This window comes from Chryseobacterium gleum (genome assembly GCF_900636535.1).
Taxonomy (GTDB): domain Bacteria; phylum Bacteroidota; class Bacteroidia; order Flavobacteriales; family Weeksellaceae; genus Chryseobacterium; species Chryseobacterium gleum.
The window spans coordinates 354,576-367,637 of record NZ_LR134289.1 but is presented as its reverse complement, the minus strand read 5'-3'; the positions used below and the strand labels follow the sequence as shown (position 1 = coordinate 367,637).

General features: G+C 34.9%; 14 protein-coding genes. 5 read left to right on the top strand and 9 right to left on the bottom strand.

The window, feature by feature from the left end; genetic code table 11:
• Nucleotides 1–48: 48 nt before the first annotated feature.
• Nucleotides 49–2,202, bottom strand: coding sequence for an alkaline phosphatase PhoX (locus EL165_RS01645; protein ID WP_002979960.1), 2,154 nt, complete (start codon nt 2,200–2,202; stop codon nt 49–51).
• A 405-nt stretch (nt 2,203–2,607) separates the two neighbouring features.
• Here EL165_RS01645 and EL165_RS01640 point away from each other — a divergent pair, with 405 nt between their 5' ends.
• Nucleotides 2,608–3,027: a helix-turn-helix transcriptional regulator gene (locus EL165_RS01640; protein ID WP_002979962.1), complete on the top strand. Its 420-nt coding sequence runs from the start codon at nt 2,608–2,610 to the stop codon at nt 3,025–3,027.
• A 201-nt stretch (nt 3,028–3,228) separates the two neighbouring features.
• Here the strand turns inward: EL165_RS01640 and EL165_RS01635 are convergent, their stop codons facing one another.
• Entirely contained in the window at nt 3,229–5,058 is a 1,830-nt protein-coding gene (locus EL165_RS01635) for a cytochrome-c peroxidase (RefSeq protein WP_002979964.1), read from the bottom strand.
• Between the two features lie 229 nt (nt 5,059–5,287).
• On the opposite strand from EL165_RS01635, the gene EL165_RS01630 reads away from it, so the two are divergent.
• Complete coding sequence (locus EL165_RS01630; protein ID WP_002979967.1) at nt 5,288–5,773, top strand: hypothetical protein; 486 nt, start codon at nt 5,288–5,290, stop codon at nt 5,771–5,773.
• 22 nt (nt 5,774–5,795) lie between these two features.
• A complete protein-coding gene (locus EL165_RS01625) occupies nt 5,796–6,650 on the top strand; it encodes a nucleoside phosphorylase (protein ID WP_002979969.1) in 855 nt (284 codons plus the stop codon).
• A gap of 145 nt (nt 6,651–6,795) precedes the next feature.
• On the opposite strand, the gene EL165_RS01620 is transcribed toward EL165_RS01625, so the two are convergent.
• From EL165_RS01620 to EL165_RS01590, 7 genes are all read right to left on the bottom strand, one after another.
• Entirely contained in the window at nt 6,796–7,023 is a 228-nt protein-coding gene (locus EL165_RS01620; protein WP_126358569.1) for a hypothetical protein, read from the bottom strand.
• Nucleotides 7,024–7,057: 34 nt separating this feature from the next.
• Complete coding sequence (locus tag EL165_RS01615; protein WP_002979972.1) at nt 7,058–7,567, bottom strand: hypothetical protein; 510 nt, start codon at nt 7,565–7,567, stop codon at nt 7,058–7,060.
• 144 nt (nt 7,568–7,711) lie between these two features.
• On the bottom strand, nt 7,712–8,020 hold the full coding sequence (locus EL165_RS01610) for a hypothetical protein (RefSeq protein ID WP_041461809.1): 309 nt from the start codon (nt 8,018–8,020) through the stop codon (nt 7,712–7,714).
• 6 nt (nt 8,021–8,026) lie between these two features.
• Nucleotides 8,027–8,860 (bottom strand): hypothetical protein, encoded by an 834-nt coding sequence (locus EL165_RS01605; RefSeq protein WP_002979975.1) that lies wholly within the window; start codon nt 8,858–8,860, stop codon nt 8,027–8,029.
• Between the two features lie 211 nt (nt 8,861–9,071).
• A complete protein-coding gene (locus tag EL165_RS01600; RefSeq protein WP_002979976.1) occupies nt 9,072–9,881 on the bottom strand; it encodes a class I SAM-dependent methyltransferase in 810 nt (269 codons plus the stop codon).
• Nucleotides 9,882–10,216: 335 nt separating this feature from the next.
• Nucleotides 10,217–10,978, bottom strand: coding sequence for a Rossmann-fold NAD(P)-binding domain-containing protein (locus EL165_RS01595; protein WP_002979977.1), 762 nt, complete (start codon nt 10,976–10,978; stop codon nt 10,217–10,219).
• A gap of 40 nt (nt 10,979–11,018) precedes the next feature.
• The gene (locus EL165_RS01590) at nt 11,019–11,588 is read right to left on the bottom strand and encodes a DNA-3-methyladenine glycosylase I (RefSeq protein WP_002979978.1); all 570 of its coding nucleotides are present in this window, start codon (nt 11,586–11,588) and stop codon (nt 11,019–11,021) included.
• Between the two features lie 138 nt (nt 11,589–11,726).
• Between EL165_RS01590 and EL165_RS01585 the strand changes: the two genes are divergently transcribed.
• A complete protein-coding gene (locus EL165_RS01585; RefSeq protein ID WP_002979979.1) occupies nt 11,727–12,026 on the top strand; it encodes a hypothetical protein in 300 nt (99 codons plus the stop codon).
• 120 nt (nt 12,027–12,146) lie between these two features.
• Entirely contained in the window at nt 12,147–12,959 is an 813-nt protein-coding gene (locus EL165_RS01580) for an enoyl-ACP reductase FabI (RefSeq protein ID WP_002979980.1), read from the top strand.
• The last annotated feature ends 103 nt before the right edge of the window (nt 12,960–13,062 follow it).

Below are 13,062 nucleotides of genomic sequence, written 5' to 3'. Positions count from 1 at the left end.
AGGTCTGCCGGCAACCGTGGCCGCCGACAGACAAGAATTATAAATAATTTATTTCTTTATAAGTTTAACTGTTTTCTGGAACCCTCCTTCAGCTTCAATATTTAAAACTAAAACTCGTGATCCTTCCAACTGCTGTGTGAAATCAAGATCCAATACTTTGTTGGTTCCGTTGAATTTCTTCGTGTAAACAATTTTCCCATCCATGCTGTAAGCTGTTACAGCAATATCTTTCAATCCTTTTGCTGAATTGATTTTTACCATTCCTGAAGTTGGGTTTGGTGCTACCGTTACTGTATTCTCTTCAATTTTAGTATCAATAGTTCCTAAAGTTCCTTCAGTTCCAAGATTATTTTTAAGCGCAATAACAATCGTTGCTGATTTTCCTTTATAATCAATCGTATTTCCTGTTGCATCTACGTCTGTAGAGATCGTTGAATCCGGATGCTGAATAGAGAAGAAACCGAATTTATTATCAGGCGTAAATGTAAGTCCCGTAGGTTCTGCACCTGCCGGCATTGATGCGAATAGTCTTACTTTAGGATTGGCCTGTGTATGATCCGGAGCAATTACCCAGATGTAGTTTTTACCTCCGTCCTGAAGTACCCAAAGGTTTCCAAGCTCATCAAAGGTAAGATTGTCATTTCCATCAGCCCATACTTCAGATTTCACTCCCTGAGCTGTATTGAAAGAATACACTGTAGATCCTCCACCTACGAAAGTTTCTACCTGGGAAGCAGTAGTTCCGTTATCCTGTAAACGGTATACTCTGTCTAAACCTTTTGATGTAAAATAAATTTTCCCATCCAGCGGGCTGATATCCACATCTTCAATACCATTAAATTTTGTTCCTCCTAAAGAAAGAGCTAACGGACCTGTATTGTTCTGGTCTGCTTTTTCTTTATTCGGAACCTGGATCCATGTTGCTGTAGTTGCTGCCGGATCTCCTGCAGCCGTTAATCCCTGGTCTAATTTCAGTACATAAAGATTTCCTGAAGAAAGATCATTTGGCGTATCCATTACATATTTGTAGACCATGTGAGTTCCGCCGTCTTCTCCATAATATGCGATTGTTCCGGCATTATTGATGACCACATTCTCATGGTTCATGATTCCCATCTGCCATAGTTTACCTTTGGAACCGTCAGTATTTTTAGAAATTACCTGTGCCGTTGCAGGGTCAATTTCCACTAACCAGCCGTAATCTTTGTACCCATCATTGTTCACGTCGTTGGAAGTAACAGATTCTTCTGCTGTTACCACAGTTCCCCATGGCGTAATTCCTCCGGAACAGTTTCTGATGGTTTGTACCAGACTTGGAGCTGAGAAGCTTACCGCTCTTGATTTTGTAAGCTGCCAAAGCTTTGAAGTTGCATTATAGCTGATTTCTGCCATAGTAACTCCTCCAGGATTCGTTTCGTGGTTTACAGACAGATATCCGTTTGTACTGCTTCCTGCTTTTGCAACATAAGCGGTAAAATCGTTCTGACCTCCTACCAATCCTCCGCCTTCGGTATAATTGTCACCTTCTTTTAAGATAAGCTGGTATTTGTGTTCAGCAGGGATAATTAATTTATTGGTTTGTGCTGTAGGAACAATAGAAGTAAAGCAGCTGATATGGGTTCCGTTACAAGTTACAGGTGTAGTGGTATTGGCAGTTGTTTTCAGATAAGCATCAATTCTTAAATCTGAACTGGTTGTGCTTCTGTTATGCAATTCAATAGAAAATCTGTTGACACCATTTACAAATTTTGATTTCGGAATAGAGAAAATATTATAAACGCTTTCTGCCGCACCGTCAATAGTAGTACTGGAGAAAGTATTGAATGTAACAGCGCCTGCAGGCATATTATCTCTTACCACTTCTTCTCCGTTAAGGTATACAATAATACCGTCGTCTCTCATTACACCAAGTTCCATAGTATCAGAAAGTGTGGAAAGATCTACCGTAAAATCTTTAGCAAAATAAGCTGTTGTAAGCCCGGAATTGATGGAAGTAGTTACAGGATCTCCATATCCTAGCGGTCCGTTTCCTACCGCCCATGTTGAAATATCATAGTTCTGGGTATTCCATCCTGCCGGCTGAGCCTGGTTGTTATCTTTGTAGCTCCATGATGCATTCTTATTGAATATCATAGTCTGCGCCTGGAGGCCAGAACCGGCCAATACAGCCAAAGTTCCCACTGTTAGTAGTTTTTTCTTCATTTTCTATTTGATTTATTAGACCTTGCAAAACTATTTTTTTAGAACTTTTACTCTGTTAATAGGATTTTAAATATGGATCGGTAAATATTAACTTATCAAAAACCCAATGTTAAGGGGATTAATTTTGTGTTAAATGGTGAGGGACCTTAAGGTTGGAGAGTTTTAGGGTTAGAGGGTTTAAGTTGCGTGTGGTGGATTTGGAATTCAAATGTGTGCGGACAATTATTCATACCATAATGGACATGTATATTTATTCTATTTGTTGATGAGCTCAAAACAGCTATGTTCAACAATCTAAACAGTAAAAGAAGAGAATTTTTTATTCAAAAATGTGAATATTTTAGAAGATAATTTATTTTAAAAACGAGGTCTATTCTTATCTCTTAAAACTTTATATTTGTTATTATGATTGAGACAGCTATGCAAAATAAAAAAATACATCAGGGCAGAAATATTAAACGTTTTCGTGAAATGCTGGGTATCAAGCAGGAAGCCTTAGCTTTCGAATTAGGTGATGACTGGAATCAGAAGAAAATCTCTCTTTTGGAACAAAAAGAAACTGTGGAATCTGATATTTTAGCACAGGTTGCTCAAATTCTTAAAGTTCCGGCAGAAGCGATTGAGAATTTTGATGAGGAATCAGCAATTAATATCATTGCAAATACATTTAATAATCATGATCATTCTTCACCTCAATTTGCTACAATTATTAATAATTCACCAAGCTTCCACCCTCTTGACAAAATGGTTGAACTTTATGAACGTATGCTAAAACAACAGCAAGAAATGATTGATAAGCTGGAAAAGCTGATTCAAAACAAATAAACAGACAGACAGATCCGTTCTGAAAAACTTTAGGCTAAATTCCGAAACATGCGTAGATAACATTTACACAGGTTTCAAAATTTAGCTTATTTTTATTAAAACCATATCATTCCTACCGAATCCCGGTCTTCAGAACCTCGAATCTCCACACTCTCACTCTCAAACCCTCAAACCCTCAAACTCTCTCATTCCGCGCCCCGTCTATTTCGCTTTACTCACATCCGTAAGAGCATTCAGAAAGGCAATGATCTGTTTCTTTTCTGTTTCAGTAAGGTTTAATTTATCCGGTGCCAGCGTCTGGTTTTTCATTTTTAATCCTAATCCTTCTCCTCCGCCTTCGTTGTAAAAATCGAGGACTTCTTCCAGAGTATTGAAAGCTCCGTTATGGAAATACGGTTTCGTAAGGGCAATATTTCTTACTGTTACCGTTTTGAAAGAGTAATCATAAATCCATGATTTTTCCTTTTTCATCGGGCTGTTTCCTCTTCCCAAATCCTGATCAAGCTGTACGGGAAGCTGGCTGATAGGTTTTGTGGTAATTCCCAGGACTTCAGATTCATTTTCATTAAAAAACGGCGGAACCAATCCTGAAAAATGAGGCGCAAAATGACAGGTTGCACAATTCGCTTTTCCCATAAACAGGTTAAAACCTTTTTTCACATCCTCAGAAACAGTCTTTTCATTCCTCATAAAACGGTCAAAATCGCTGTCAAATGAATACAATGAAGCTACATAAGAACTTAATGCTTTTGAAAAATTTTCTTTGCTGATTTTTCCGTCTTTGAAAGCCGCGCGGAAGGCCTTTTTATATTCAGGCTTTGTTTTCAGCTTCTGAATAATACTCTCATAACTGGTATTGAATTCCTGTTCATTATAAATAACGTGTTCTGCCTGCTGTTCAAGATAAAAAGCACGGAGGTCATAGAAAAATCTCTTGGCAAAAGCAGCATTATATAAAGATGGCGAATTTCTCAACACTGTTTTTCCTTCCACATTGCTTTGCGATTTGGGTTTCAGGTCTGTAAAAGCATTTTCCGGAAGGTGGCATGTGGCACAGCTCATTTTCCCGTTACCGCTTAAGTTCTGATCATAGAAAATCGATTTTCCGAGGTTTCGGAGTTCCGGATTATCTTCTGAAGATTTCAATAAGGTATAAAAGTACGGATCTAAAAAATCACTGCTGAAAAAATTCTTGTTACCTACATTCCAGCCTGAAAATTCCTTCAGATCGTCTGGTCTTCCGTCCCATTTTCCAAGTTCTTCGTACAAAGGCTGTATGTATTTTTTGTAAAACTCAATCCTGTCAAAGTTTTCAAAGTCAGTATTTTTTGAAAGATAACTTATTCCGTCTGTTAAGATCTGGTCAGCCCTTTCAATATTATAATTTTTAAAATAAGGATCATCATTGATGTATTTCTGCATTCCGGAAAAAGCGTGGCTTGTTTCTTCGGAAATATTCAGGGAACCTGGTGTATCAAAACCGGACACTCCCAGGGAATAGATCCTGATCAGTTCTATACGCAAAGGCAATGTTTTGTTGTTTCCTTTGCTCAGACCATTTTTTAAAGCACTTAAATAAAACCCGGAATAGCTGTTATACAAAAAAGTAGTTATGGTTTTTATCTTTTCTTTCTCATTTCCTGCTTCGTCTGAAAATATCAGTTCATCCAGCACCTGCAATCCTTCGGGAGGAAGTGTATAGGCGGATGTTCCTGCGGCTTCAATATGAAACAAAGGAGCTGCATTAAGGTGGGTTTTTGTAAATTCAGGATAATGGTAAGCAATATAAAATTCTATTTCCTTGAATGAATTTCTTGCACTGCTGAGTGTTTTCTGTAATTCTTCGAGTGAAATCCGGTCTTCAGAGAACTTATCAACATCTGACTTCAACTGTTCAAGCTTCATTTTAAAGTCGGTCAAACCTTTATTGACAAATGTATTTTCGCTTCTTTTTCCTTGATAAACAGGATTAAAAGACATTACTGCAAACCCTATGAGAAGGGCAATTACAAGCAGTGGATAAGATCTCATGAATTTTTAGCGGCAAAACTATTCATCTGATGTTATCTGAGTTTTAATAAGAGATTAAATAATGTTTATATTTCTGATACAATATTTTTCACTAATTTTAAACCCCGAAATCAAATTCATTATTCTAAGGAAAACGGTTTTTCAACATACCGGTAAATAATGGCGGAAGATTATTGGGAGAGGATTTTTTAAAATTAAATCAACACATCAAAAAAACTAAAATAAAAGTATGAAAACAAAACTATGGTTTGCTGTTGCAGCAAGTTTCCTTTCTCTGACCGCGTTTTCACAAAAGAAAAAGCAACAGGAAAAACAACCTGAAAAGAAACAGGAAATGGCTGTGTATGCTGAGAAAAAAGGAAATGACTATTATCTGATACGTCTTGAAAATAATAAAGAAATTCCTAATGTATATGTGTATTCCAATGGAGTTACAAAGCCATACAAAACCTATACTGATCTTTCAGATATCCTCAGGGATTTTCCGGGAATGATGACTTCCAATAATTCAACAAAAGAAGAGCTTGTATCTGTTCTGAAAAAAGATGATCATTTCTATGAAATTACGTCACAGAGGAAAGATCCTAAAAATATTGAAAAAACCGTTGTTACCGTATATGAAGTAATGAACGGCCAGAAAAGAATTGTAGAAGAATACAATGACATCTACGAGGTTATGGCCTCTCCTTATAAAGAAGCCATTATGACTAATTAAAAAAACAAAAAATATACATATTATGCTAAACAAACTTGCTGCCTCAGAACTTGTTCTGAATGAAGACGGAAGTGTATACCACCTGAATCTTTTACCTGAAGATATTGCTGACAAAATCATCCTTGTGGGTGATCCTGACAGAGTGGCAAAAGTTTCAAAATATTTTGATACGGTAGAAATCAAGAAAAATAAAAGAGAATTTTATACGCATACAGGAACGCTTCGCGGAGAAAGAATTACTGTAATGTCTACGGGTATCGGGACTGAAAACATCGATATCGTGATGAACGAACTTGATGCTTTGGTAAACATCGATCTGAAAAACAAAGAGTTCAAAACTGAGCACAAAGCCCTTGAGTTATTCCGTATGGGAACTTGTGGAAGTGTAAACCCTGATGTACAAGTTGACAATATGCTTGTAACTCAAAATGTAGTTGGTTTAGACGGATTAATGCATTTCTATCAGGATTACAACTTTGAAAATGAATTTTCCAAAAGCTTCCTGGAAAAATTTCCTTATGAAAGAATCAAGCCTATGCTTTACTTCTCAGACTGGGCAGAAGAAATGGGAGAATATTACAAAGATGCCAAATACCATGGAAATACGGCAACATTCCCGGGATTCTATGCTCCACAAGGGAGACAGCTTCGTTTGAAAGCAGTAGATGATCAATTCCTTGAAACATTGAATGATCTTGGAATTACCAATTTCGAAATGGAAACCTCTGCCATCTATGCACTTTCAAAATTATTAGGCCACAAAGCCATCACTGTAAATAACGTAATTGCCAACAGAAGACGTGGGGAGTTCTCTGCAGATCATCATGCTTCTGAGAAAAACCTCATTGAATGGGTATTAGAAAGAATTATTAAGTAATTATTTAATTTATTATACAAATAAAACCTCCGGAAAATGTTTCCGGAGGTTTTTATTAGGTTTTGGCTTATCAAATTGTTCGGGTGTTGTAATTGGGATATGGTCAGGACCAATAATACGATCAGGAACTCCGTGTGTGTGTATCCTAACGGTAATTAGAGCTGTTACACCTCCTGTTCCCACTTCTACGAAAGCTCTGCTCCCTAGAAACCACTGGCACTGAATACCTGTCCCAATCCCCGGAGACTCCTCCTGTGACAGCCCCCATTAACAGGGCATTGGTAAAACCATTCCATGACCAGCTGTTCATGACCAGTGCCTGTATCGCATACATTCCTGTACTGATTAAGGTTCTTACTACTCCCCAAATCACCAGAGAAACATACTATTTTGAATCATTATATTTTTTACAATTCCCATTCTGCCATTGGAAAAGCTTTTTTGTACTCTGGTTTGGATGTTAACAGGTTTAAAAGCATTGATGTAATGTAGCTAAGTTTTTTTTGATCATTATCTGTAATTGCACAATCATTTAAAGTAAAATTATTTTCAGAATTTATTAGAATTACCCTTTCGATTACCACATTATTTCCTTCATCCTTCATTTGTAAGCATAATTTTTTATTTGGAATTTTTAGTTCTTTATACTTGGAATAAATTTTTTTTAAATCTTCTGTTGTAAGCTTAATTATAATTTCTTTATCAAAAGATGTATTTTGTTTTGTTTCGCTAATTTTAAATTTTCCATTTTTACTATTATAATGTTTTTCTCCAACCAATATAGAGTTTTTATAAAATTTTGATTGAAATACTACATTTATATTATTTTCATCTACTTTAATCTTAGACTCTTTAAAAGATCTACAATTTATTACTTGAAGCACTAAAAAAAACATTATTAAATTTAAATTTTTCATTTATCTGTATTTATTTCATTACTCTATTAAATATTGGAAATAACTTCTGATAGAATGTATTGATTTCATTTTGAACGCCTTGGGTAAAATTAATAAACTCCACAGATAATGTTTCAGTATCAATTCCAAACATTTTTAAAACATCTAAACTATTTTGAGTCCGTCTACTTCATCAGTCCAGTCAATCGTTAGAACATCAATTACAGGAACAGGATATAATCTTATCTGTTTCCAAAAAGTTGCTTCATCCATGAGTTGAGATTCAGGCTGAGTTTGAGTTACAGAAAGAGTTTTGGATTCTGTTTTTGCAGACTCTTGTACTGTTTTCCTAGCTATATCAGTTCCTCTGTATCTCTGGTTTCCTGCTTCATCATATTTAAAATAAACTTCGGTTTGGGAAAAGCCGAAGAATCCTATCATCAATGATGATAGTGAGAGTATTTTTCTTTTCATTTGTGGTTATTTTTGTGTTGATAAAAGTTGTTGAACTTGACGTTTCAGTTCTTGAAGCTCTTCGGGTTGTTTTCTTAACGTCTTAATTTCTTCTGCCTGGAGCTTTAATTGCTTATTTTGTTCAATAGAGTATAATGTTAATTCTTCAATCTTCTCAAGTAGTTTGGAATTCATATCAGCAACGTTAATTCCGTTTTCGAGTACTTCCTGAGCAGTGGGAATGTTAGGCAAATGTCCTTTTTCATTAATATGTTTTTCAACGTCTTCTAAAGAATTGAGCTTGTAGTCTTTTTTAAAAACATAATCAGCCCATACATTAGCTTTTACCTCAACTTCTTTAGCCTTAATTTTACCGTCAAATCTGGCAATGGCATTGTTGAAGAACTTTACCCAGGTTCCATTATAGCCATCCTGAATACCGAAATAGGTAGAACCATCATTACCATCATTGGGTTGAGCGATAATAATATTGTGGCTTTTTCCTAAGTTTCTAAGAACTGTATCTCCGATTTGTCCACCCCAACAGCCTGAACAACCTGATTTTCCAATCTGGAATGATCCCAAAGAATTAGCGATCTCAAAAGCCAGATTGTCTTCCTTATAGATTCTGAAATAGGCTTCACCACTTCCTCCTGGATCATTAATTCCTACTTTTACTACACCATTTGGAAGAATATTCATCACTTTTGTATTGTTCGTTTTAAAAACCAAAGGTTGACTATCCGTAGTCCCAATAAAATTATTGGCTGGATTAGTCCCTGAATTCCCTGTTGTATGCCAACTTTGTGCAAATGTAAGTGATGACACTAATAATGCCATCGAAAATAATTGTCTTTTCATAAGTGCTTTTTTATTATGTGTTTATGTTTTAAATAAATATTTATTTTATTGAATATTTAAAAATCAAAAAACAGAACCCTACCATTACTATTATTTATAATGCTATGAGAGATCAATCTTGCTTATAGGTTCTTATTCCGAATCAGATAATGCATTTGTATTTGTATCCCAACATGAATCATTAAACAGTAAATACAAATCACATTGTAGATTATTTTTTTAATACCCAAATATCTTGAGGGATATTTTTTTTAGCCAGATCATCAGAATAAACAATATGATTAAGTATAGTAAAATCTTTAAATAAGCATTTTACAAATGTTTCCGGATGGAAAGCAGAATACATCCTATGCCCTTCTTTTGTATTACCTCGTACAACAAGTTTTCCATTAGTAAATTCTTTTAGCTCTGTGGAAGTAAGTTTTAATTTAAAATTGTTTCCCTGCAGGCTTACAATCAATATACCATCCTTTTTTAAAACCCTTCTTAGTTCCTTGATCCATTCGATATGCATTTTCTCAGATAGATGCGTAAAAATTGAGATCCCATAAATGATATCAAAAAAATCATTTTCATATGATAATGGTGGAGATAGTTTATTTTTTGAAAAATCAACATGATGTATATTTTTTGAACACCAATTAATTGAATCTTCATTATAATCTGTGGCAAAAAATTGATTACTCTCTTCCAAAAGAGTTGGCATATGTCTAATTACTCTCCCCGGACCACATCCCCAATCTAAAATTTTTAGATGTTTAATTTGTTTATAGTGTTTATTAATTAAACTTATAATCCAGTCGGCTGTTACTTTCCCTCCGTTATAATAGCTGTCATAATCTAATAAAAAGGACTCATACATTAAATAATCTTTAGGAAGTTTAGTATGTGGATGAAGTGACCTGAATTGCTTATTTTTTTTATACATTTTCAACCATGTATAATAAAACCTAATTTGGTCAGCGAAACGGAGTAATTTTAGTTTCCTTAAATACTTGGATAACTTACTTTTTATTTTCATCTTGCGTTTTCTTGTCCCAAAACTATTTATATTATACAAAGATTCAAAGTACCTTTTCGTAATTACGAATATCCCTCTAAAAGTTTCTGAAACAGACTAATGATATACAAAAATATAAGCGTTTTATAGTTTTTTTTTGTTTATTACAAAAGAGATTAGAATGAGATCTTTATGTATTATTATGAATCACAAATAAAATTCTCCCATATGAACTATAGAGAAGGTGTACTAAAAAAATAAGTAATCGAGAAATTCCATCCTTAGCCCTTCAAAACCTTACATTTTAAAAACTAAAGATAAATAGAGGAAAATTTGAAAATAAGAAGGATTAAATACTATATATGGAATATTCTAGGATCTGGATATTGAAATGTATAATCCAGCTCTGAAACAAGTTTTGAAGACAGAACCTTCTTCCCTTTCACCTCAAATTCTTTTTCATCCGGAATATCTTTCTGTGCATTGATTACCTGACTTTTTGCAGGATGAATGGGAGCCGTTACATTGTATAGTTTAGATTCAGTTTTCTGTTCAATCATTTCTGAGATAATCCCACTGATATCAGCATAATGAATATGATTCGCCGCATGATCAAGGTTGCCGACATTATAATTTTTTAAAAGCCTGTTGTCTCCCATCAGACCGCCAAGTCTCAGAATATTCAGTTGAGGATATTTATTCCTAAGCATTCTTTCTCCTGATACTTTCTCAAAAGGAACATCTTCTTCTGTGAATTCTTTAGCAATATCAGGATAAACACCTGTGGAACTCATCAGAAACATCTGCCCATTAAAATCTCCGATAAAGGCTGAGAGATTCTGAATCCTGTTATATAAAGAACTTACACAGCAGCTTTTCTCAGAAACAGGGATGGTAATAATCAAAACATCCATATCTTTAATTTCTTCCCACCGGGAAACAGGTTCAGACAATTGATAATCTGGGAAAGATGCTACTATGGCATTGATGCCTTTAGAATGTAGTGTGTGCACTTTATCCTCTGTAGTTGTCGTAGCTGATATTGTATACTTTTCCGATAACGCGGATTCTATTCTTTCTCCCAGCCAGCCATAACCTATAATTCCTATTTTCTTCATATTTCAACAGAGGTTTTCATTTTTTAATCATACAAAAATATCAATAAGTTATGATTTTTCTGGTAAAGCAGCTTTTTAAATGATCATTGACCATTCCGGTAGCCTGCATATGGGCATAAACTACAGTAGATCCTACAAATTTAAATCCTCTCTTTTTAAGATCTTTCGAAATAAGATCAGAAATTTCTGTTGTAGCAGGAACATCAGACAATTTTTCAGGTAGGTTATCAATTGGTTTTCCATCAATAAAAGCCCAGATGTATTGGGAAAAACTTCCAAATTCTTTCTGAACATCCATAAATCTATGAGCATTGGTAACTGCGGCCAGAATTTTAAGCCTGTTTCTTATAATTCCGGGATTGTTCATAAGTTCTTCAATTTTTTTGTCAGAATATGCCGCCACTTTACTATAATCAAAATGGTCAAAAGCTTTTCTGAAATTTTCCCTTTTTGATAAAATAGTATACCAGCTTAAACCGGCCTGGAAGCTTTCAAGAACTAAAAATTCAAATATGGTTTCATCATCATAGACCGGTCTTCCCCATTCTTCATCATGATATTTCCTGTAGAGATCATCTTTTTCACACCAGCCACAACGTATTTTTTTCATAATTATCAAATTTATATGTTAAAGTTACTATTGATTTTGAAAAGGATAACAAAAGATTATGAAAAATTTAACAGAGAAGCTGTGTTTTAGGAATGGTTATTGTTCAATTATAATTATAACACCAAAATTTATATCATTATGAACAATTCAGAGTATAACAAAGCGGAAAATGCAGTAAATAATGTAGAAAACTCTTTACAGAATGCAGCGGACAAAACCAAATGGAAAATCAATGAATTGGCAGACAAGGCTAAAGATTATATCAATGAGAAAAGGAATAATGATGAGGAGGCCAGCCAGGAAGACTGGCTAGACAGGGTAAAAGCTAATGTATCCGATGCCTGGGAAGATATTAAGGATAAGGCAGATGAAGCATGGGAAAAAACCAAAGATGCGGCAGAAGATATAAAGGCAGAATGGAATAAGAAAACCAATTAGTATTTCAGTCATATAAATATTTTCAATAAAATGGAGTCTTAAATTGATAAGGCTCCATTTTTTATTATGCCATAAGCACAATTATTGTTACATTTGTATTATAATAAACATTAAAAAATTATGTCATACGGTTTACTTAAAGGCAAAAAGGGAATTATTTTTGGAGCCCTTAATGAACAATCTATCGCATGGAAAGTTGCTGAAAGATGCCATGAGGAAGGTGCTGAATTTATCTTATCTAATGCACCTATCGCATTGAGAATGGGAGAACTTAATGGTTTAGCAGAAAAAACAGGTTCTGAAGTAATAGGTGCTGATGCTACTTCTGTAGAAGATCTTGAAAAACTTTTTGATGCCGCTGTTGCAAAATTTGGAAAAATCGACTTTATCCTTCACTCTATCGGGATGTCTATCAACGTTAGAAAAGGAAAACACTATACAGAAATGAACTACGACTGGTTGGAAAAAGGCTGGGATATTTCCGCTGTTTCTTTCCATAAAGTAATGCGTGTGGCTTGGGAAAAAGACTGTATGAATGAATGGGGAAGTATTCTGGCCCTTACTTATATTGCCGCTCAGAGAACATTCCCGGATTACAATGATATGTCTGATAACAAAGCGTATCTTGAAAGTATTGCAAGAACTTTCGGAAACTACTGGGGAGAAAGAAAAGTACGTGTAAACACAGTTTCACAGTCTCCTACAATGACTACTGCCGGAAGTGGTGTGAAAGGGTTCGGAGGATTCCTTGGATACGCAGAAGATATGTCTCCGCTAGGAAATGCTACCGCTCTTGAATGTGCAGACTACTGTGTAACATTATTCTCTGATCTTACTAAAAAAGTAACCATGCAGAACCTGTTCCATGACGGAGGTTTCAGCAGCTCAGGAGTTACTCAGAAAGTGATCAGTAAATATGATACTGAAAAATAACAGACTGATAAAGTTTCGTTTACAATAAATAAGACCCATGAAGTTTTTTCATGGGTTTTTTGTTTTTTGTCAGAACATGGTGGTACGTAAATAAACCCGGCGG